Source organism: Mesorhizobium sp. P2_C4 (assembly GCF_056404575.1).
Window position 1 is genome coordinate 369,857 of record NZ_JBFUDT010000002.1, and the last position, 21,072, is coordinate 390,928.

General features: G+C 63.4%; 23 protein-coding genes. 18 read left to right on the forward strand and 5 right to left on the reverse strand.

Annotated features, from left to right (window positions below; all coding sequences use genetic code 11):
* Positions 1-159 precede the first annotated feature (159 nt).
* From iolE to AC1DX6_RS08185, 6 genes are all read left to right on the forward strand, one after another.
* The gene (gene iolE / locus AC1DX6_RS08160) at positions 160-1,071 is read left to right on the forward strand and encodes a myo-inosose-2 dehydratase (RefSeq protein ID WP_477312232.1); all 912 of its coding nucleotides are present in this window, start codon (positions 160-162) and stop codon (positions 1,069-1,071) included.
* 208 nt (positions 1,072-1,279) lie between these two features.
* Complete coding sequence (locus AC1DX6_RS08165; protein WP_477312233.1) at positions 1,280-1,486, forward strand: LacI family DNA-binding transcriptional regulator; 207 nt, start codon at positions 1,280-1,282, stop codon at positions 1,484-1,486.
* 16 nt (positions 1,487-1,502) lie between these two features.
* Positions 1,503-2,957, forward strand: coding sequence for a rhizopine catabolism transcriptional regulator MocR (mocR, locus tag AC1DX6_RS08170; protein WP_477312234.1), 1,455 nt, complete (start codon positions 1,503-1,505; stop codon positions 2,955-2,957).
* Between the two features lie 154 nt (positions 2,958-3,111).
* Complete coding sequence (locus AC1DX6_RS08175; protein ID WP_477312235.1) at positions 3,112-3,342, forward strand: YgaP family membrane protein; 231 nt, start codon at positions 3,112-3,114, stop codon at positions 3,340-3,342.
* Between the two features lie 9 nt (positions 3,343-3,351).
* Positions 3,352-3,888: an RNA polymerase sigma factor gene (locus AC1DX6_RS08180; protein ID WP_477312236.1), complete on the forward strand. Its 537-nt coding sequence runs from the start codon at positions 3,352-3,354 to the stop codon at positions 3,886-3,888.
* 33 nt (positions 3,889-3,921) lie between these two features.
* The gene (locus tag AC1DX6_RS08185; protein ID WP_477312237.1) at positions 3,922-4,182 is read left to right on the forward strand and encodes a hypothetical protein; all 261 of its coding nucleotides are present in this window, start codon (positions 3,922-3,924) and stop codon (positions 4,180-4,182) included.
* A gap of 49 nt (positions 4,183-4,231) precedes the next feature.
* Here the strand turns inward: AC1DX6_RS08185 and AC1DX6_RS08190 are convergent, their stop codons facing one another.
* Positions 4,232-5,479 carry a DegT/DnrJ/EryC1/StrS family aminotransferase gene (locus AC1DX6_RS08190; protein ID WP_477312238.1) on the reverse strand — a complete coding sequence of 416 codons (1,248 nt, stop codon included), beginning with the start codon at positions 5,477-5,479 and terminating at the stop codon, positions 4,232-4,234.
* A 308-nt stretch (positions 5,480-5,787) separates the two neighbouring features.
* On the opposite strand from AC1DX6_RS08190, the gene AC1DX6_RS08195 reads away from it, so the two are divergent.
* The 5 genes from AC1DX6_RS08195 (at position 5,788) to AC1DX6_RS08215 (ending at position 11,013) form a co-directional block, all read left to right on the forward strand.
* Positions 5,788-6,762: a polysaccharide deacetylase family protein gene (locus AC1DX6_RS08195; RefSeq protein WP_477312239.1), complete on the forward strand. Its 975-nt coding sequence runs from the start codon at positions 5,788-5,790 to the stop codon at positions 6,760-6,762.
* Between the two features lie 62 nt (positions 6,763-6,824).
* Positions 6,825-7,793, forward strand: a complete 969-nt coding sequence (locus AC1DX6_RS08200) for a rhizopine catabolism ABC transporter substrate-binding protein (RefSeq protein WP_477312240.1) — start codon at positions 6,825-6,827, stop codon at positions 7,791-7,793.
* Positions 7,794-7,944: 151 nt separating this feature from the next.
* Positions 7,945-9,060 (forward strand): ABC transporter permease, encoded by a 1,116-nt coding sequence (locus AC1DX6_RS08205; protein WP_477313635.1) that lies wholly within the window; start codon positions 7,945-7,947, stop codon positions 9,058-9,060.
* Positions 9,057-9,887: an ATP-binding cassette domain-containing protein gene (locus tag AC1DX6_RS08210; protein ID WP_477312241.1), complete on the forward strand. Its 831-nt coding sequence runs from the start codon at positions 9,057-9,059 to the stop codon at positions 9,885-9,887. The genes AC1DX6_RS08205 and AC1DX6_RS08210 overlap by 4 nt, the downstream gene beginning before the upstream one ends.
* Positions 9,888-9,909: 22 nt before the next feature.
* Positions 9,910-11,013, forward strand: coding sequence for a Gfo/Idh/MocA family protein (locus AC1DX6_RS08215; protein ID WP_477312242.1), 1,104 nt, complete (start codon positions 9,910-9,912; stop codon positions 11,011-11,013).
* 83 nt (positions 11,014-11,096) lie between these two features.
* Here AC1DX6_RS08215 and AC1DX6_RS08220 read toward each other — a convergent pair whose 3' ends face one another.
* On the reverse strand, positions 11,097-11,873 hold the full coding sequence (locus AC1DX6_RS08220) for a FadR/GntR family transcriptional regulator (RefSeq protein ID WP_477312243.1): 777 nt from the start codon (positions 11,871-11,873) through the stop codon (positions 11,097-11,099).
* A gap of 111 nt (positions 11,874-11,984) precedes the next feature.
* Entirely contained in the window at positions 11,985-12,881 is an 897-nt protein-coding gene (locus AC1DX6_RS08225; protein ID WP_477275137.1) for an NAD-dependent epimerase/dehydratase family protein, read from the reverse strand.
* Positions 12,882-12,996: 115 nt separating this feature from the next.
* Between AC1DX6_RS08225 and AC1DX6_RS08230 the strand changes: the two genes are divergently transcribed.
* Positions 12,997-13,935 (forward strand): NAD(P)-dependent oxidoreductase, encoded by a 939-nt coding sequence (locus AC1DX6_RS08230; RefSeq protein ID WP_477312244.1) that lies wholly within the window; start codon positions 12,997-12,999, stop codon positions 13,933-13,935.
* Positions 13,936-13,950: 15 nt separating this feature from the next.
* Here the strand turns inward: AC1DX6_RS08230 and AC1DX6_RS08235 are convergent, their stop codons facing one another.
* Together AC1DX6_RS08235 and AC1DX6_RS08240 are read right to left on the reverse strand one after the other, a co-directional pair.
* Complete coding sequence (locus AC1DX6_RS08235) at positions 13,951-14,730, reverse strand: FadR/GntR family transcriptional regulator (protein ID WP_477312245.1); 780 nt, start codon at positions 14,728-14,730, stop codon at positions 13,951-13,953.
* A gap of 196 nt (positions 14,731-14,926) precedes the next feature.
* Positions 14,927-15,916 (reverse strand): sugar-binding protein, encoded by a 990-nt coding sequence (locus tag AC1DX6_RS08240; RefSeq protein WP_477312246.1) that lies wholly within the window; start codon positions 15,914-15,916, stop codon positions 14,927-14,929.
* A 445-nt stretch (positions 15,917-16,361) separates the two neighbouring features.
* On the opposite strand from AC1DX6_RS08240, the gene AC1DX6_RS08245 reads away from it, so the two are divergent.
* From AC1DX6_RS08245 to AC1DX6_RS08270, 6 genes are all read left to right on the forward strand, one after another.
* On the forward strand, positions 16,362-17,105 hold the full coding sequence (locus AC1DX6_RS08245; protein WP_477312247.1) for an ATP-binding cassette domain-containing protein: 744 nt from the start codon (positions 16,362-16,364) through the stop codon (positions 17,103-17,105).
* Between the two features lie 61 nt (positions 17,106-17,166).
* Positions 17,167-18,165, forward strand: coding sequence for an ABC transporter permease (locus AC1DX6_RS08250; RefSeq protein WP_477312248.1), 999 nt, complete (start codon positions 17,167-17,169; stop codon positions 18,163-18,165).
* 158 nt (positions 18,166-18,323) lie between these two features.
* Positions 18,324-19,151: an AraC family transcriptional regulator gene (locus AC1DX6_RS08255; protein ID WP_477312249.1), complete on the forward strand. Its 828-nt coding sequence runs from the start codon at positions 18,324-18,326 to the stop codon at positions 19,149-19,151.
* 113 nt (positions 19,152-19,264) lie between these two features.
* Positions 19,265-19,708: an SRPBCC family protein gene (locus AC1DX6_RS08260; protein ID WP_477312250.1), complete on the forward strand. Its 444-nt coding sequence runs from the start codon at positions 19,265-19,267 to the stop codon at positions 19,706-19,708.
* 21 nt (positions 19,709-19,729) lie between these two features.
* Positions 19,730-20,524, forward strand: coding sequence for an FAD binding domain-containing protein (locus AC1DX6_RS08265; protein ID WP_477312251.1), 795 nt, complete (start codon positions 19,730-19,732; stop codon positions 20,522-20,524).
* Positions 20,525-20,583: 59 nt separating this feature from the next.
* Complete coding sequence (locus tag AC1DX6_RS08270; RefSeq protein ID WP_477312252.1) at positions 20,584-21,066, forward strand: (2Fe-2S)-binding protein; 483 nt, start codon at positions 20,584-20,586, stop codon at positions 21,064-21,066.
* The last annotated feature ends 6 nt before the right edge of the window (positions 21,067-21,072 follow it).

Below are 21,072 nucleotides of genomic sequence, written 5' to 3' on the forward strand. Positions count from 1 at the left end.
TCCAAAACCATGACCGCAGCGTCCATCGGACGACTGGCATCGAACCTCGTTGATTGGTTCTGCTAAATTTGCCTGAACTGGACCTAGTGACAGGTCCTCTTTGCCGCCAGTTTGCGGGCTCGGCTTTGTGTTTCCCCAAGCCTGCAAAAGTCTGGCGGCATGACGGTCAAGATCGGCATCAACCCCATAACCTGGAGCAACGACGACGTTCCGGCGCTCGGCGGCGACACGCCGCTGGAGACCTGCCTGTCGGAAACCGCGCAGGCCGGTTATCGCGGAACCGAACTTGGCGGCAAATTTCCGCGGCAGAGCGCCACGCTCGGGCCGATCCTGTCTTCCTATGGGCTGGAGCTCGTCTCGGGCTGGTATGACGGCCGCATCCTCGACCGCACCGTCGACGAGGAATTCGCCGCCATCACCCCGCATCTGACGCTGCTGCGCGACCTTGGCGCCAAGCTCGTCGTCTATGCCGACACCTCGCGCGGCCGCCATGACGGCATCTTCGCACCGATCTCCGAGCGCCCGCGCCTCGCCGATGGCGAATGGCAGGCCTATGGCGAGAAACTCACCCGGCTTGCCGACCGCATGGCCGCGTTCGGCGTCGGCATGGCCTTCCACCACCACATGGGAACCATCGTCGAGACCGACAGCGAGATCGGCCGCCTGATGGCGGCGACAGGAGACAGCGTCGGTCTTTTGTTCGACACCGGCCACTGCCTGTTTTCGGGTGGCGACCCGGCTTCCCTGCTCAAACGGCATCTCGACCGCATCGTGCATTTCCATTGCAAGGACGTTCGCCTGCCGGTGCTGGAACAGGCGCGGCGCGAAGACATGAGCTTCATGGTCGCGGTGATGAAGGGGATTTTCACCGTGCCCGGCGACGGTGCGGTCGATTTCCTGCCGTTGCTGAAGCCGCTTGCCAAGCGCGGCTACGAAGGTTGGATCGTCGTCGAGGCCGAGCAGGACCCGGCCAAGGCGCATCCGCTGACCTATGCCAGCAAGGGCTACGCCTCGCTGCTCGAAACCGCCCGCAAGGCCGGCTTCGAGGTCGTGACAAGAGAGATGGCCTGACCAGCGCCGGGGGGCGGATGGTCGGCCGATTGGGCGCGCGCCTCGATGGGGTAGCGACGCGAAAGCGCCCGGCGATCCGCGCCGCCTTGCTCCCGTAGCGGCGCGGATCGCAGAATTCGGGGGCGCCGGTTTTTCGGGCCCGGACTTTCAAGCTTGAGGCAGGCACAAAGCCGTGCCTTGATGTGAGAGCCCCCGATGGAGGAGCGACATGGCTTTCGAGGCTGCACTTGGCATGGAACGGCTTTGCACCATCCGCGAGATCGCCAAAAAGGCGGACCTTGGCGCCGCCACCGTGCACCGCGCCTTGAAGAACAGCCGCGAGGTCCGCCCCGAAACACGGCGCCTCGTGCTCGATACGGTCTGCCTTCTCAACGAGGAAAAGATCGCCCGCGCCGCACGACTTGTCGGAAGCTAGCGCCTTGGCCGACCACATGCGCCTTTCCCTCGATATCATGTCGGTCGACCGCGCCTCGGAAGAACCGATGCACCGGCAGATCTACGGCGCCTTGCGGCGTTTCATCCTCGACGGCCAGATCCCGCAGAACACGTTGCTGCCGTCGACCCGCTCGCTGGCCGAAGATCTGAAGGTCGGACGCAACACGGTCATCGCCGCTTACGACCAGCTGCTCGCCGAAGGTTTCATCGAGGCGCGCGCCGGATCGGGCACCTGGGTGGCGCCAATCCAGCAGAAGCGTCCGCTGGCGTCACTGCGCGCCGGACTCGCCACCCCGCAAAAGCTCTCCCGGCGCGGCCAGACCATCGTCAATGGCCCGCAACCGCCACGCAATGCCGGGGTCATCAATTTCCATCCCGGCGTGCCGGAAACGGCGTCCTTCCCCTTCACCATCTGGTCGAGCCTTCTGGTGCGCAACGCCCGCAGCCGCGACGAGAGCCTGCTCGGCTATCTCTCCTTTGCCGGCCATCCCGGCCTGCGCCAGGCCATTGCGTCGACCATCAGCCTGTCGCGCGGCATCAACTGCACCGCCGACCAGGTGATCGTCGTCACCGGCGCGCAGGCGGCGCTCGATCTTGCCTCGCGCGTGTTGATGGACGAAGGCGACACGGTCTGGATGGAGGAGCCCGGCTATCTCGGCGCCAAGAGCGCCTTCCTCGCCAGCGGCGCCAGGCTGGCGCCGCTCAAGGTCGACCGGCGCGGATGGCATCTGGCCGACCCGGATCTGCCGCCACCGCGGCTAATCTATGTGACACCGTCTTGCCAGTGGCCGTTCGGCACCATCATGCGCATCGAGGAGCGGCTGCAGCTGCTCGATATCGCCGAGCGCAACGGGGCGTGGATCGTCGAGGACGATTATGACGGCGAATACCGGTTTCGCGGCCGGCCGGTGCCGGCGCTGCGCGGGCTCGATCACGCCGACCGCGTCGTCTATATCGGCAGCTTCGGCAAGACGCTGATCCCGGCGCTGCGCATCGGCTATCTCATCGTGCCGCGCGAATTGTCGGTTCCGTTCGACAGGGCGGTCTCGATTACCGGCCAGTTCGCGCCGCTGATCCTGCAGGCGACGGTCAACGACTTCATCACCCAAGGCTATTTCGCCACGCATCTCAAGCGCATGCGCCGCCTCTATGCGCGCCGGCAGGCGAATTTCGTCAAGCTCTGCCAGGAGCATCTGGCCGAATGGCTGACGGTCACCGAAAATGATTCCGGCATGCAATTGCTGGCAAGTTTCGTCCGGCCCTACAGGGACAGCGACGTCGTCGCCGCCGCTGTCAAGGAAGGGCTCGACGTGCAAGGCATTTCCATCAACTACCATTCGAGCGAGCCCGAACACGGCCTGCTGCTGGGTTATGCAGCGATGGACGAACGCCAGATCTTGCGCGCGGTGCTGGCGCTGCGGGCTGCGTTCATAAGGCTCGACCGGAGCTAGTACCTCAGCACAGAACCCTCTGATGAACCGAGGGCGGGGTGACCTGGAAATGGCGCTGTTGAAATACTTTTAGAACGACGCGAACCGAAACTGCATTCCCAGCCCTCTTACCTTTCGAGCGTGCCATTGCGCTTGCAACTTTGGGGGATTTACCGTGCTTTATGTCAAGAATGTACCTGGATGGGAACGCGCGGTTCGTGTCGTTGCCGGTTTGGCCATGATCGCCTGCGGCTTGCTGGGCTTAAGTGGGCTTATCATCGGCTATGCGATTGCTGGCGTCGGCGTCAGCACACTGCTCACCGGCTTCATCGGTTTTTGTCCCATGTGTGCCATGGCGGGCCGCCGCTTGGATGCCGCGAACCGCCGCCTCGACACTGCGAAGTAGGACACCCGCATGTACACGCCGAAGTATGACCTGGCTCTGGTTGACGACGCGCGCAATGGCGACAAGCAAGCCATCTTGGCTTTGCTGGACCTCGCACAGCGAGACATTCGACGCTATGCGCGGCGCAGCTGCAGCGCTTCCGACGACGTTGACGACGTGGTGCAGGAGACATTGTGGCTACTGTACCGCCGCGTCGGAACGCTGCGCGCACTGGGCTCTATATCGGGCTGGCTGCTGGCCGTGGTACGCCGCGAATGTTTGCGCATGGCAATGCGCGCGATGGGAAAGCCGGACAATCTGGACGACGCGTTGCTGAATCCGGCCAACGTGGACCGCCTGGCACATTTATCGCTGGACGAACTCCGGCTTGACCTTTCACGCGCGATCCAATCCCTGCCCGAACACTACCGCGAGGTGATCATACTACGCGATATCGAAGAGATGACGATCGACGAGGTCGCCGCTTCACTGAACCTCACCCGCGAGAGCATCAAGGGTCGACTGCACCGGAGCCGGGCCCTCCTACGCGAATACCTCTTGGATTGATTGAACCACTATGAATTGGCGAGGTAAATTTCTATGAACCCCATGAACCTGTCATCTACCGCCTCGCCCAAGACAATGTTCGCCAGCAATGGTCTTGTCGAACATCTGGTCCGCGGTATTGTCGGCATCAGCGCTTTGAGTTACGCGATATCGATCTCTGTGCCACATCCATTTTATTCGCTGGCCCTGGCTGGCGTGTTGATGGTGGCTTTTCGCGGTTGCCCCATCTGCTGGACGATCGGTCTCGTCGAGACAACCTACCGTAAGTTCAAACGCCACCATGCGGCACCGTGAATGACCATCAGTAACGATACGGCCAAAGAGTCATAATCACTGTGCAGAGCTAATAGTTCACACTATCGAATTTCTGCAGGTCGACAGGCGCTGCCTTGCGCAGCTCGACATCGTCCAGCGAGGCGTTTTCCAGCGCCACGCGCGCCGCCGCATCGATGTTGTGGATCATATCCCTGATATCGGTGTCGCCATGCGCCGGGTTCATGGCGATCATCACCGTGCGGTTGAGGATATCGAGCGAGCCCTTGCCGAGATCGTCGGCATAGGTGAGCCGCAGACCCTTGTTCTCCGGCAGCGTGTAGGGGTTGAGCGCCGGATGGTGGGCGCCCTCATGCATCAGCACCTGATCCCACTGGGTGAAATTGTGCCGGCCGGTCTTGCCGGCAATGACGCTGGGAATGGTCTTCGAAAAAATCTGTGCCGCCTGCTCGTTCGGCAGCAGGTACATCACCTGCGCCGCGCAATCGTCGTCCGGGCTGTTCATCGGCGACGGCGTCAGGCCGAGATTGCCGAGATGGCGGGTACCGGCCAGCACCGCCTTTTTCTCCGCCCGCATCGCCTCGATGATGCCGTCGAGACGGTCGAGCTGGACGTTGAGCATCGCCCCCATCAGTTCCGATGCCCGCGCGCCGATGCCGGCGAAAGGCTTGATGCTGTCGCTGCGGCCCTGCCAGTAGAAATGGCAAGGATCGATGGCGCAACGCGCCCGTTCCGCCACTTTCGGGTCGCTGGTGGCGATGCCGCCACCCTCGCCCGACGTCATGTTCTTGAAATAGTTGAAGGAGTAGGCGCCGGCATGGCCGATCGAGCCAAGCTTGCGGCCCTCATAGCCGCCGCCAATGCCCTGGCAGACATCTTCCAGCACGAGCAGGCCGCGCTTGGCCGCGATGTCCATGATCGCGTTCATGTTGCAGGCCGCACCCCACATATGCACCGGGATGACCGCCTTGGTGCGCGGCCCGATGGCATCGCGCAAGGCGATAGGGTCGATGGTCAGGCTCTCGTCGATGTCGACGATGACCGGAATAGCGCCGACCGACAGCACCGCGGTGGCCGTCGCCATGTAGGTGTGCGCCGGCACCAGCACCTCGTCGCCGGGGCCGATGCCGAGGCCGATCAGGCCGGCGGCAAGCCCGTAGGTGCCGCTGGCCGCCAGCGCAAAATGCTCGACGCCGAGATGCCGGGCATAGCGGGCCTCGAAGCGGTCGCATTCGCTGTCCTTTCCGTAGCGAAACAGCGCGCCCGAGCGGATCACCCTGGCAATGGCTTCGATTTCTTCCTCACCGGCACTGTACATGGCAGCCTCCGTCCCTTGATGGTGTGGACAGCTGTACGCTTGCCGGCACTGTTTGAAAGAACCACTCCGCCGCGATCTGACCAAGCCATCCCGGAGCCGGCGGTGCTGATTGCGGGCAACCGACGAGGCCAAGTATCGCGCCTGGCAGGAAAATCGTACCCATCCGAATTCGGCAAAGTGGCCCTGTCGGAAAGGCCGGTTTGGGCGTTCCATTCCGGCCAGTTGGGCAAACGGTCGGGTTCCATGCAAGACGGGACACACTTTGGAAGACCCGAAGCGTCGTGTTGCCGGCGATCTGGGGGCCGTCCATGAGCGGGCCCGCCTCCGGCCGCAGGATCGTGCTGCACGAAGACGATGTCGGCATGTGCCACGGCGCCAACAGCGCCTTCCTCGAATTGAGCCGGCTGGGCGTGTGCAGTTCGGGCGCGGTGATGGTACCTTGCCCGTGGTTCCTCGAAATGGCCGAAAGTGCCGCCGCCGACCCGAGGCTCGACCTCGGCGTTCACCTGACGCTGAACAGCGAAAAACAGCACTATAAATGGCGGCCGCTGACCGCGCTGTCGCGCGCGGCCGGCCTGACCGACGAATTCGGCTTCTTCTGGCCCGATGTGGCGACGACCCGCCGCAAGGCGGTGCCGCAAGCCGTCGAGACCGAGCTTCGCGCCCAGATCGACACCGCCTATCGCGCCGGCATCGATGTCACCCATCTCGATGCGCATATGGGCGCGGCACTGTCGCCGGAATTCTGCGACATCTACATCAGGCTCGGACTGGAATACCGGTTGCCCGTCCTGTTGACCAAAACGCTGTCGGCCTATTCGCCCAACGACAATCTGGTCGGCGTTACCGAGGAAGCCTTCCAGCGCGGTGTGGCGCAGGCTCGTGCCAGCGGCTTTGTTATCTTCGATGCCGCCATCCAGACGACATGGGGCCGCCCTCGTTCCAGGCCGGTCGAGCCAGCCTACAAGGCGCTGGTCGAGGGCGTGCGCGAAGGCCTGACCTTCTTCTGCTTGCATTTCAATGCGCCGGGCGAACTCGAGCTGATCGAGCCGCGGGCGGCCTATATCCGTACCGAGGAATATGAGCTGTTCCGCGACCAGGGCTTTCGCGATTGGCTGGCCGCACAGCCGCTCGACATCATCGGCATGAAGCCGTTGCGCGAGGAACTGCGCACCGCGCTGTCGGCCGGGCGATCGACAAGAACAGGCCGCGGCAGCGCTGCAGGCGAACAGCAACCGGTATCGGCAAAGGCCCGCAAAGTGGCCAGCCGATCCGCGACGTGAGCCGGGCACGCGACCGGCCAACGTGAGAGAACGGGAACTGTAACGGTGAATGGGAGAATAACATGAAGACTGTTCTGAAAATGGCACTGGGCGCTATTGTCTCGGCGGGCGTGCTGGCAGGAGTGGCGCATGCCGCCGGCCTCAAGGACCCGAAGGATGTTCGCATCACCTTCGTCGTGCATGGCTCGGCCTCCGATCCCTACTGGTCCGTGGTCAAGCGCGGCGTCGATGACGCGGCCGCCCTGACCGGCGCCAAGGTCGAATATTATGCGCCGCAGGTCTTCGACGTGGTCGAGCAGGCAAGGCTTCTCGACGCCGCGATCGCCACCAACCCGGACGGCATCGCCGTCTCGATCGCCGACGCAAATGCGCTCGGCAAATCGGTCAAGGCCGGACTGGCCGCCAACATTCCCATGGTGGTTCTCGATTCCGGCGAAAAGGAAGGCGCCGAGCTCGGCACGACGCTCTATGTCGGCACCGTTTCCGAGTATGATTCCGGCAAGAAGGCCGGCGAGCGGCTCGCCAAGGAAGGCACGCTGAAAGTCGTCTGCATCAACCACGAGGTCGGCAATGTCAGCCTCGACCAGCGCTGCCAGGGCCTCAACGATGGGCTGAAGCCCTCCGGCGGCGGCACCGAGGTTCTGGCCGTGTCGCCCGATCCGGCCGATGTCCAGCGCCGCACCGAAGCCTATCTGTCGGCGCATCCCGACACCCAGGCCGTCTTTGCCCTCGGCGCCACGGCCGCCAATCCCTTGATCCCGCTTTTCCGGCAGAAGGAACTGTTCGGCAAGATCAAGCTCTACACGTTCGACATCAGCCCCGAAGTTCTGGACTCCGTCGTTGCCGGCGAGATGGGCTTCGGCATGGACGCCCAGCAATATCTGATGGGGTACCTCCCGGTCATCTATCTGGTCGAGCACGCCACGCATGGCTTCTGGCCGCAGAACAATTCCTACACCGGCCCGCTGTTCATCGACTCGCCCGACAAGGCCAAGGCGATCCTGGCTTTGGCCAAGGACGGCATCCGCTAGTCAGGCAAACCAAACCAACCGGGGAAGCGCATGATGCCGCCTCCCCGGTGTCTGGTCGACATTGCGAATTGAGCGATTGGGGAGCCTAATGGCGGTCGTGGAAGACAAGGCGATACCTCCAGCTGAGTTGCAGGCGACGGACCGTTTCGGCATGACGTCGAAGCGGGCCGCGGGCGCCGACGAGCGGCTGGCCAGCACCGGCAGGCTGACCCAATGGCTGCGCCGCCCGGAAGCGGGTGCGGCCGGCGGCTTGCTTGCCACCATCATCATCTTTGCGCTGCTGCCGGGCGCGGCGAACCTTTACTCGCTGCAAGGCTCGATGACCTTCCTGACGCTGTCGGCGGAACTCGGTATCGTCGCCACCGCCGCCGCCCTTCTCATCATCGCCGGCGAGTTCGACCTCTCGGTCGGTTCGATGGTCGGCTTCGCCGGCGTCGTCATCGGTCTCACCGTCAAATATTGGGGCCTGCCGCTGTGGGGCGGCATCGCTTGCGCCTTCGCGGTGGCCATCCTCACCGGCTATCTCAACGGCCTGATCGTGGTGAAGACCCGCCTGCCCTCCTTCATCGTCACGCTGGCCTCGCTCTACATCTTGCGCGGGCTGTCGATCGGCATCACCCGCGCCGTTACCGGCCGCACGCAGATCCCCTACATCCTGGAAGGCGCGCCGGATCCGGCGACCGCCGGCCTGTTCAACGGCCATTTGTTCACCGGCCTGTTCCACTGGATGGGAACGCAAGGCTGGATCGCCACCCGCAGCGACGGCATCCCCTTCGTCGTCGGCATCCCGATGTCGATCGTCTGGTGGCTCGGCCTGACAGCACTTGCCGGCTACGTGCTGACCCAGACCAAATACGGCAACTGGATGTTCGCCACCGGCGGCGACCTGATCGCCGCCCGCAACGTCGGCGTGCCGGTCGACCGGGTCAAGATTGCCCTGTTCGTCTATACCGCTTGCGCGGCGACCTTGCTCGCCACCATCCAGGTCATGGAAGCCGGCTCCGCCGACACCACGCGCGGCCTGCTCAAGGAGTTCGAGGCAATCATCGCCGCCGTCATCGGCGGCGTGCTGCTCACCGGCGGCTACGGCACCGTCTATGGCGTGCTGTTCGGCGCGCTGATCTTCGGCCTGGTGCAGATGGGCATCTTCTACACCGGCATCGACACCGACTGGTTCAAGGTCTTCCTCGGCATCGTCATCCTGATGGCGGTGCTGGTCAACAACTACATCCGCCTGAAGGCGCTCGGGCGCGGAGGCGGCAAATGACCGAACTGGCCCAGAGCATCCAGCCAGCCATGGAACTGCGCGGCGTGTCGATGAATTTCGGCTCGGTGCGCGCGTTGCAGGACATCGACATCAAGGTCTATCCGGGTGAGGTGCATTGCCTGCTCGGCGACAACGGCGCCGGCAAGTCAACGCTGATCAAGGTGCTGTCCGGCGTCTACAGGCCGACCAAGGGCCAAATCCTCGTCGACGGCAAGCCGGTCTCCTTCCGCAGCCCGCGCGACGCGCAGGATCTTGGCGTTGCCACCGTCTTCCAGGACCTCGGCATGATCTCGCTGATGTCGATCACCCGCAATTTCTTCCTCGGGCGCGAACCGACGAAGAGCAGCCTGCCCTTCTCGCGCATAGACAAGGAGCGCGCCAACACCATAGCCAGGCAAGCCATGGCCGATATCGGCATCGACGTGCGCGACCCGACACAGGCCGTCGGCACGCTGTCGGGCGGCGAGCGCCAGTCGGTGGCGATTGCGCGCGCCGTGCATTTCGGCGCCCGCGTGCTGATTTTGGACGAGCCGACCTCGGCGCTTGGCGTGCATCAGGCGGCGATGGTGCTGAAGTTCATCATCGAGGCGCGCATGCGTGGTCTCGCCGTCATCTTCATCAGCCACAACATCCACCACGCCTATCCGGTCGGCGACACCTTCACCCTGCTCAATCGTGGCCGCAATCGCGGCACTTACGCCAAGTCGGACATCTCGCGCGACGAGGTGATCTCGATCATGTCGGGCGGCGAAGATTTGAAGGCGGTCGAAGCGGAGATCGCCGGCCTGCTGGCCCAGATCGGCAACCGGCCGTCAGCCGCGCCGTGAGTCCATTTCAGAGAACAATCGCATGAGCAGGATACGCGTCGGGGTGATCGGCGCCGGCATGATTTCGCAGGTCGAGCACATCCCCAATCTGATGCGCCTCAGTGACCTGTTTGAACTCGTCGGGGTCGCCGATCCGTCAAAAATCTCGCGCCAGTTCGTCACCGACACCCATGGCATCGCCAACTTCGAAACGCCCGACCAGCTCTTCGACCAACGTCTCGACGCGGTCGTCATCGGCTCACCCGATCCGCTGCACTATGAGCAAGTTCTGGCAGCATTGGCGCGCGGGCTGCACGTCTTTTGCGAAAAGCCGCTCTGCTATTCGCCGGCGGAAATCGCCGAGATAGTCGCGGCACGCGATGCGGCCAAGAAAGTCATGCAGGTCGGCTATATGAAGCGCTTCGATCCGAGCTACCGGCTGGCGCTTGCCTCATTGCCCGGCACGGCTGGGACGCTGCGTTCGGTCTCGATCGAAGTCAACGATCCCGATGCCTGGCCGTTCATTGCCCATCACCGCTATGTCAGAGGCACCGACATTCCAAAGGAGCTGATTACCGCTGCTGTGGCCAAGCAGAAGCGCCAGGTCGAGCGCGCCGTCGGCATGCCGCTGACCGATCTGGCTTTCCGTGGTTTTACCGGCGCTTACAGCTCCGCCTTGATTCACGATGTGAATGCCGTGCACGGCCTGCTCGATGCGCTCGGCGTGCCGGACGGCAACATCGTCGGCGCGCAGATCTTCGCCAATGGCGACGGCGGCCAGGGCGCTGTCAGGCTGCTCGGCGGCCAGGCGCTATGGACCATGACGCATCTGACGGTGCCAAAGCTTGCCGACTACAAGGAGCGCATCACGCTGTTCTTCGACGATGCCAGCCTTGAGCTCGAATTCCCCTCGCCCTGGCTCAACCACCATCCGACCCGGCTGACGGTGAAGACGTCCGACGGTCATACGCTTTCAAGCAAGGATCTGCGCGCCGGCTATGCCGAGGCCTTCGTCGAAGAAATGCGCGGCTTCTGGGGCGCCATTGTCAATGGCGAGCCGGTGGTCAATCCGCCCGAACACGCCGCGCGCGATCAGGCTTTGCTGATCGGCCTGACCCGACAGCATCTGGCGACATCACCGGCCTGACAGGCAGAGAAAAGGTCCGGTCATCGCCTTGGCATGCAGGTATGCCGAGATCCAGTTCAGGCAGGTCTCACCTGGATATCGGCTTACCGGGACCTGATGACGCCGTCGGTGTTGGCCAACAGCTTGCGCACCGCGTTGCGCGCCGCATCCGGCCGCTGCAGGCGGACGGCCTTCTCGATCGCCTCATGCAGTTTCTGTGCGTGTTGCAGGTCGTCGAGCTCGCGCGTCGTATAGGCGAAGAGATGGTCGAACGCCGATTCGATCAGCACCCCGAGCGGCACCAGCAAATCATTGCCGGACGCCCGCAGGATGGCGAGATGAAAACGCGTATCGGCGCGGGTGCGCTCCTGCAGGTTGGTAGCGTCGCCCATCTCGCGGCAGGCCTGGCTGATCTCAGCCATCTGCGCGTCGGTCCGCCGCATCGCGGCAAAGGCGGTCGCCTCCGGCTCGATGATGTGGCGGAACTCCTGCACGGTTTTCAGGAAAACCTCGCGGTCGGGCGAGGTCGCATACCAGGCGAGCACATCGCGATCGAGCAGGTTCCAGCGCTCTTTCGGCTCGACCCAGCTGCCGATCTTGGGGCGTGATGCCAAAAGGCTTTTCGCCATCAGCATCTTGATCGCCTCGCGCACCGCCGAGCGGCTGACGTTGAAGGTCTCGGACCATTTGGCTTCGTTGGGCAGGATGGTGCCCGGCGGATAGTCGCCGCGCACGATCCTGAGACCAATTTCATTGGCCAGCGACCCATGCACGCTCGACCCCGGCATGCGTGTCGCGTCCGCCCGTCGAACACCCGCGGGGTGCTCGGCAGGCGTCGGCTTGGCAGGCGCTTTTGTCTTTTTCGGCTTCCCGTCCAGCATGCATCCACAAAGTCTGGATTCCGAAAACTGTCAAGCCGGCGAAACGGGCTGGGCCGCAAAGCCCGCTTCTATGCACAGATCAGCATTGGATTGCGGGCGATGCGCTCCCTCTCAGGCCGTCTTGACGTATTTGCGCCAGCTGTGTTCGGGCCGGAAGCCGAGCAAATCACGCGCCTTGCGGTTTGACAGCAGCGTCTCATATTCGCCGAGCTCGGCCTTGACCGGCACATCGGGATAGAACCGCTTCAACAGCTCGGCTGTCGGCAGGTCCGACGAGGTGTCGTCATTGGCCGCGTTGAACACCTGAAAGCCGAGCCCGTCCTTCTCGACCGCGCGCAGCGTGATCTGGCCGAGATCGCGCGCGTCGACATAGCTCCACGCGATGCGCTTGCGGAAACCCGGATCGGCGAACCACTTCGGAAACAGCGAATATTCATGCGGCTCGATGACGTTGCCGATGCGCAAGGCGTAGATGTCGGTGCCGTTGCGCTGCGCAAAGGCGCGCGCCGTGTGCTCGTTGACGACCTTGGACAGCGCATAGCTGTCCATCGGATCGACGTCATACGCTTCGTCGAGCGGGAAATATTTGGGGTCGCGCGGCTCGTTGGCGAACACCACGCCATAGGTCGTCTCGCTGGAAGCGATGATCACCTTGCGGATGCCGAGTTTCACCGCAGCTTCGATGACATTGTAGGTGCCCATCGCGTTGATGCGGAACACCTCGTTGTCGGTGGTGATCATGATGCGCGGGATGGCGGCGAAATGCACCACGGCGTCGACCGGCTGCGGGCGCAGCGACGGATCGAACTCGTGCAGGCCCATATAGCTCGACAGCGCGTTGAACACCTGCCCGCTGTCGGTGATGTCGGTGATCAGCGTGCGCACCTTGGGATTGTCGAGCGGCTTGGTGTCGATGTTGAGCACCTGACAGCCCTGCTCGACCAGATACTGCACGACGTGACGCCCAGCCTTGCCGCTGCCGCCGGTGAACATGATCCGCTTCGTCATTTTGGTCTCCACATCTCGAAGGATTTTTGTGTATTGTCAGACAATATTGCATTCTGCAACCGCATACGGCAAAAACAGCAGGGCAATTATCAATAATCCAGACAGGACGGACGATATGAACACGACTGCCGCGAGCGAGAAGATCGGCTTCATCGGGCTTGGCCTGATGGGGCATGGGATCGCCAAGAACATCGTCGACAAAGGCTATTCCCTGACCTTTCTCGGCCGCAAGAACCGCAAGCCGGCGGAAGATCTGCTTGGCCGGGGTGCAACGGAAGCGTCGACCCCGCGCGACGTCGCCGCGGCCTCCGATATCGTCTTCATCTGCGTCACCGGGTCGCGCGAAGTCGAGGCCATCATTCGCGGCCCCGGCGGCCTCAAGGAGGGCCTGAAGAAGAGCTCGGTGGTCGTCGATTGCTCGACCTCCGATCCGGTATCGACGGTGGCGCTGGCGGCCGAACTGAAGGATATCGGCGTCGACTTTGTCGATGCCCCGCTCAGCCGCACCCCCAAGGAAGCCTGGGAAGGCACGCTCGACGCCATGGTCGGCGCGCCTGATGCGCTTTTTGCCCGCGTGAAGCCTGTCATCGAAACCTGGGCCGGACGCATCGTCCATATTGGCGGCACCGGCGATGGCCATCGCATGAAGCTGCTAAACAATTTCATTTCGCTGGGCTATGCCGCGATTTACTCCGAGGCGCTGGCACTGGCCGAGAAGGTCGGCATTTCGCCGGCGCGTTTCGACAGCGTTATCCGCAACGGCCGCATGGATTGCGGTTTCTACCAGACCTTCATGCGCTGGACGCTGGAAGGCGACCGCGACGCCCACAAATTCTCAATCGCCAACGCCTTCAAGGATCTCACCTATCTGGAATCGATGGCGGGCGCCGCAAGCATCGCCAACCCTCTGGGCAATGCCACCAAGAATTCGTTCGCCGGCGCCCATGCCACCGGTCCCGCCGAACAATTCGTGCCGATGCTGGCGACGCATATCGGCAAGGTCAACGGTGTCGACCTGATGCCCAGCAAGGACGGCAAGAAGCAAACGATTTGAGGGCGCCGACAAGCGTCAGCGTCGCGACCGGCGGACAACGTCGTCGGTGTTCGCGAGCAGCCGGTGCACCGCGTTGCGCGCGGCGGCGGGTTGCTGCAGGCGGATGGCCTTCTCGATCGCCTCATGCAGCGCTTGCGCCCGCCGCTGGTCGCTGGTTTCGCGCGTGACGAAGACAAAGAGGTGGTCGAGCGCCGATTCGATCAGCACGCCGAGCGGCACCAGAAGGTCGTTGCCCGAGGCTCGCAGGATGGCGAGGTGAAAACGCGTGTCGGCGCGCGTGCGCGCCTGCAGGCTTGTCGCCTCCCCCATCTCGCGGCAGGCCTGGCTGATCTCGGCCATCTGCTCTTCCGAGCGCCGCACGGCGGCGAAGGCGGACGCTTCCGGCTCGATGATGTGGCGGAACTCCTGCACGGTGCGCAGGAACGCTTCGCGGTCCGGCGCCGTCGCATACCAGGCGAGCACATCGCGATCGAGCAGGTTCCAGCGCTCCTTCGGCTCGACCCAGCTGCCGATTTTGGGGCGTGATGCCAAAAGGCTTTTCGCCATCAGCATCTTGATCGCCTCGCGCACCGCCGAGCGGCTGACGTCGAACGTCTCAGACCACTTGGCTTCATTGGGCAGGATGGTTCCCGGCGGATAGTCGCCGCGCACGATCCGCAGACCAATCTCGTGGGCCAGCGAGGCATGCACGCTCGAGCCCGGAACCCTCGTAGCATCGGCACGACGAACGGCAGCCGGAAGGCTGGCCAGCGCATCGACCCGGGCGCGTCGCTTTCTTGATTTTTCGTCCGGCATCCACGTTCCAGTGCGTCGGCTATCCGTCGCGGGAGATTGTCCGGAGTTTGTCCGCACCCTGCGAAATCTTCGCCGAAAATACGAAACCATGGGCATGCGAAAGCCGGAGCTGCTGCCCCGACAATGCTGCTTCGTCCATTGTCATTGAAACCGATGTGACGGGGCGCCCGTCAAACGGACGCCCCGAAATCGCGGCCTACTTCTGGATGCAGGTGTCGACTGTATCCTTGGTGCATTCGTCGAGACCGGTGAACACCGGATCGGCGACAGGCTTGCCGGTGATCAGGTCGATCATCACCGACGGCGCCTTGTAGCCCATTTCGAACGGCCGCTGGCCGACGAGTGCGGTGACGAGGCCATCCTTGGCGATCGCCACTTCGTCGCCGATCGTGTCGGCGGCGCCAATGACGAAGTCGTTGCTGGCGATGCGGTCCTTGAGCGGGCCGAACAGGTCGCGATAGGGCTGCGGAGCGCCGAACAACGGCCAGCCGCCCATGATGCCGAACGCATCGAGCTTCGGGTTGGCGGCGAGGATGTCGGTCATCGCCTGCACGCCCTTGGCGCCGTCGTCATTGGTGAACACCGGGCAGCCGGCAACTTCGGTCCAGCCACCTTCGCCGGCCAGCGCCGCGAGGCCTTCCTTGCCCGACAGTGCGTCGCGCATGCCTTGCGCGCGGCGCAGGATGTTGTCGGCCGCAGGATTGCCCTCGATCGTGCAGATCGTGCCGCCGTTCGGCTTGCCCTTCTTGATGTACTCGCCGATCTTGTGACCCATCAGATAGTTGTCGGTGCCGAGATAGGTCTTGCGCAGTGCCGCATCTTCCTTGCTGAGGTCGGCGTCGAGCGTCATGATCGGGATCGTCGGATTGGCGGTCTTGATCGTCTGCGCGATCAGCGGCGCGTTGGACGGCGAAATCGCCATCGCCACGGTATCGGCCTTGCTCAGCATGTCCTGCACGATCTGGGCTTCGCCGGCCTCGTCAGAGGTCGAAGCCGGACCGGTGTAGAAGCATTCGTACTCCGAGCTGGCGTTCTCCTTGTTCCATTTCTCGCAGCCCTGATGGATGGCTTCGAAGAACGGATTGTCGAGACCCTTCACGACGATGACGAGCTGTTTCTTGGCCATCGCCGGCCCGGCGCCCAGCGCCATGACGGCGGCAGCGGCGAGCAATAGTGATTTCCTCATGTCAGTCCTCCCGTTGAAATAGACGGACACGGCGTGCCCGCCACACAGATCAACCCGGATGCGCGATGACAGAGGGTCGTTTTGCGAGCGCTCATGTCTTCAAGCCAGGTCGATAAGTATTTTCAGATGCGGCCTCGAACCGGACAGCAAACAAGCCGTTGCCGAATCCTTGACCCATAACCTCCGACGATCCCTTCATCCGACCGGCATCGGGGATCGACTATTCTCCTCCGATGCTTAGCTAATATCGGCTCGCCGCCAACGTCAATGCTATTTGTCCTACAAAACGGATTTTTAGAAAAAGAAGTGCCCCAATTCGCCCGGCAATTGATTGACGCGCGCCGGCTTTTGCGTAAAAGAACGCTGTCGCCGTTTCCGGGAGGAGCTGGAAAGAGCGAGACTGAGGCAGAATAACTGCCCGGCACAATGGGGAAGGAAAAGGCTGGTGGCGGTTCTCGAACTCACCAATATTTCAAAGCATTTCGGCGCCATCCAGGCGGTCAACGATGTGTCGCTGTCGATCGAGCCCGGCCAGGTGGTTGGCCTGATGGGCGACAACGGCGCCGGCAAGTCGACGCTGGTCAAGATGATCGCCGGCAATTTCCACCCGAGCCACGGCACGATGCAGATGGACGGCAAGCAGTTGATCCTGCACAAGCCGGTGGAAGCACGCCAGCACGGCATCGAGATCGTCCACCAGGACCTGGCGCTATGCAACAATCTGACCGCCGCCGCCAACGTCTATCTCGGCCGTGAACTGCGTCGCGGCGTCGGGCCGTTTCGCATTCTCGACTATGCCGCGATGTACAAGCGCGCCGGCCAGATCTTTGCCGAACTGAAATCGGAAACCCGCCCGCGCGACCTCGTCAAGCAGATGTCCGGCGGCCAGCGCCAGGCCGTGGCAATCGCCCGCACCAGGCTGTCGCAGGCCAAGATCGTGCTGATGGACGAGCCGACGGCGGCGATCTCGGTCAGGCAGGTGGCCGAAGTGCTGAACCTGATCCGCCGGCTGCGCGACCAGGGCATCGCGGTCGTGCTGATCAGCCACCGCATGCCCGATGTCTTCGACGTTGCCGACCGCGTCATCGTCATGCGGCGCGGCCGCAAGGTCGCCGACAAGACGATCGCGTCGAGTTCACCCGAGGAAGTGACCGGGCTGATCACCGGTGCCATCGAGCAAGCCGCATGAGCGCGGCAAATCAGGAATTCGCCACGTTGGCGCGGCTCATCGCCGGCAGGAAAGGTCGATAATGGCTGTCACCCTTGATCAGACGATCGCGCAGAAACAGCACACTATTTTCTCGCGCATATTCGCCAGCCAGACCTTCTGGGTGGTGATCGCCGTCATCCTCGCCTGCATTTTCCTGTCGTTTGCCACCGACGCCTTCGCCACGTCGAAGAACCTCTACAACATCACCCGCAACATCACCTTCGTCGCCATCATCGCGCTCGGCATGACCTTCGTCATCATCACCGGCGGCATCGACCTGTCGGTCGGCTCGGTGCTTTGCCTGTCTTCGATGGTGCTGGCGGTGACCATGCATGCCGGCTACTCGATCGAGATCGGTATTCTTGCCTCGATCGGCACCGCGCTGGCCATCGGCGCCTTCAACGGCATCCTGATCGCGTATCTCGGCTTTCCACCGTTCGTGGTGACGCTCGGCATGCTGTCGATCGCGCGCAGCCTGGCCATGGTTGCGTCCAACAACACCGTCGTCTTCCAGTTCGGACCGGACCACGACAAGCTTCTGGCGCTGGGCGGCGGCGCCTGGGTGTTCGGCATCGCCAATCCGGTGCTCTACATGATCCTGCTGGCGCTGATTACCGGCTTCACGCTGCGTTGGACGAAATTTGGCCGCCACATCTTCGCCATCGGCGGCAATGAGCATGCGGCGACGCTGACCGGCGTTCCGGTGCGCCAGATCAAGGTCGCCGTCTATATGATCTCGGCACTGGCCGCAGGCATTGCCGGCATCATCCAGACCGGCTGGCTGGGCGCCGTCACCACCAATCTCGGCACCGGCATGGAGCTTCAGGTGATTGCCGCCACCGTCATCGGCGGCGCCAACCTGGCCGGCGGCGTCGGCACCGCCTTCGGCGCCATCGTCGGCGCGGCGCTGATCGAAGTGATCCGCAACAGCCTCGGACTGCTCGGCATCAATGCCTTCTGGCAAGGCGTGTTCATCGGCGGCGCCATCCTGCTGGCGGTGCTGTTCGACCGGCTCCGCAACTTCAGGCGCGAAGAATAAAGGCGACGGCGACGGCGCAAGCCGGCCTATCGAAAATCCGCCGCTGTGGCACACAGGAGTCACCGGTCCCGCGCATCTGCCTTGACGCGGGCACGCCGCGCGCCGCACTATCCCCCTGCAGGCGAAGGGAGGCCAGTCGCCTGCGGGAGGATATACCCATGACGGAAGCGATCAGGCTCTATTGGGGCCGGTTCGGACATGTTTCTGTCCTGAATGTCGCCAGCGACTTCGTCACCCATGCCCATGTCGAGGCGCATATCATCATCTGGCTGGAAGGCGCGGCCGGCGAAATGACCATCGGCCGCCAGACGGTGCGGCTCGGCCCCGGCACCGCCGCCGGCATCAATTCCTTCGAACCGCACAGCCATGCTCTGTCGCACGACGGCAGACCGGGCCTGTTCCTCGCTTTCTACATCGATCCGGATTGGGCCCGCCGCCGCCGCGACATGCCTTCGTCCGCGCCGTTGTTTTCGGTACCGGCGATCACGCTGGAGCCGTGGCTGCACCAGGCGGCAGGCAATCTGCTCGATCATCTCAGCGACAATGAGAGCATCGACGACATCGCCAACTACGAGATCGAGCGCTTCATCGACAGTGTGCTCGATGCCGCCGACGCCTCGGCGCCGCAGACGGTGCGCGCCCGCGTCCACACCATGCAGGACTTCCGCGTTCGCAAGGCAATCCAGCTGATGAAAGCCAATGTCTGCGAGCGCATCTGCTTCGACGACGTGGCGCGCAGCGTCGGTCTGTCACGGCCGCATTTCTTTGCCCTGTTCAAGGAACAGACCAATCTGACGCCAAACGTCTATTGGAACACGCTGCGCATGGAGGAAGCGGTACGCCAACTGCAGTGGTCGCAGGAGCCGCTGATTTCGGTCGCCTGCAATCTCGGCTTCACCACGCAAGGCAATTTCTCGCGCTTCTTCCGCGATCACGTTGGTGTCCCGCCGACGCTCTACCGCGAGGCGGCGCGGGCCATCAGCTGAGTCTGGCCCTGCATTTTCAGACGCATCGATAAGCTTTGAAGACTGATTGATAAGCGGCGGCGCTGACGCCGCCCTACCTTGCCGAGCAGCAAAACGCGCAAGGGACCCATCATATGGCGAACGTCACCATCTCCAGCGTCATCGACGCGCCGGTCGAAAAGGTTTGGGCGCGCATACGCGACTTCAACGGCCTGCCGAGCTGGCACCCGCGCATGGTCGAGAGCCATATCGAAGACGGCAAGGGCGCCGAAACCATCGGCTGCGTGCGCAACTTCCAGCTCGCCAGCGGCGCCCGCATCCGCGAAAAACTGCTCGACTTCTCCGACGCGAATTTCCTCGTCAGCTATTCGATTCTCGAGACGCCGCAGCCGCTCACCAACCACAAGGCGACGCTTCAACTGCGGCGAGTGACCGACGGCGACCGCACCTTTGCCGAATGGTCCGCGAGCTTCGACGCCGCGCCGGAAGACGCCGACAAGCTGGTCGAGGGCATGGGCACCAATGTGTTCCAGGGTGGCTTCAACGCCTTAAAGAGCCACTTTTCCGGCCAAGGCTGAGCGCAAACAAGGGAGCCGGCCATGGCGCTTGCACTGCAGACTTTCTCGACGGTGAAGGACGCGAATGCGGCACTGAAATTCCAGGGCACCCGCTATCTCGGCGGGGGTACACTCGTAGTCCGCGCGGCCAATGAAGGCGATGTTTCGGTCTCGAGCCTTGTGCGCCTGACAGACCCCTCGCTGTCGACAATTGCCGTTGCCGGCGGCAACGTCCGCATCGGCGCCTCGGTGACCATGGCCGCGATTGCCCGCCACCCGGATCTGGCGCCGCTGGCCCGCGCCGCGCGCGCTGTCGGCGGCCCGGCCATCCGCAACATGGCGACCGTCGGCGGCAATCTGTTTGCGCCGACGCCCTATGGCGATTTCACTGTCGCACTGCTGGCGCTGAATGCGACGGTCAGCACGGATGACGGCGAGCTGCCGATCGAGGCCTTCCTGGCCAGCCGCGACAAGAGCAAAGCGATCGTCACCGCGGTCGGTTTTGCGATTCCGGCGCAAGGCAGCTTTCGCTTCCTGAAAATCTCCAGGGTCAAGCCGAAAGGCGTCTCGGTGCTCAGCATCGCCGCCGTGCTGGAACAGGCGGCGGATGGCGCCGTCTCCTCGGCGCGGATCGCGCTTGGCTGCATGGCCGACCGGCCGTTGCGCGCTGTCGCCGCTGAAAAGGCGCTGCTCGGCAGGAAATTGACCCGGGAAGGCATCGCGCCCGCCTTGGCTGTCGCCCGCGACGGCACCGCACCGGCCACCGATCCTATCGCCAGCGCCTGGTATCGCAACGAAGTCCTGCCGGTCCATCTCGGCCGGCTTTTGCTTGCCTGAAAAACCCGCTGGGGGGCGCGCGCTTGCCCTGCGGGGCAGGCGCGCAAGGAGGAAACGACATGGCAAAGGTCCCGGTTCAGTTCACGCTCAACGGCAGCGAAACGGCCGAATTCATCGACAGCGGCACCACCCTGCTCAATGCGCTGCGCGACAAGATCGGCGACACCTCGCCGAAAGGCGGCTGCCACCAGGGCACCTGCGGCGCCTGTTCGGTCATCATCGATGGCGAACTCAGGCTGTCCTGCCTGACGCTCGCCGAGACCTGCAACGGCGCCGCCATCACCACCACATCGGGCCTGTCGCAAGGCGGCGTCCTGCACCCGCTGCAGCGCGCTTTCCTCGACGCCTTCGCCACGCAATGCGGCTTCTGCACGCCGGGCATGATCATGGCGGCCAAGGTGCTGCTCGACCACACGCCCAACCCCAGCCGCGACGAGGTTGTCGAAGCGCTGTCGGGCAACATCTGCCGCTGCACCGGTTATGAGCCGATCATCCAGGCGGTGCTGACCGCCGCCCGCGCCAATTCGCAGAACGCGGCCTGAGGGGAC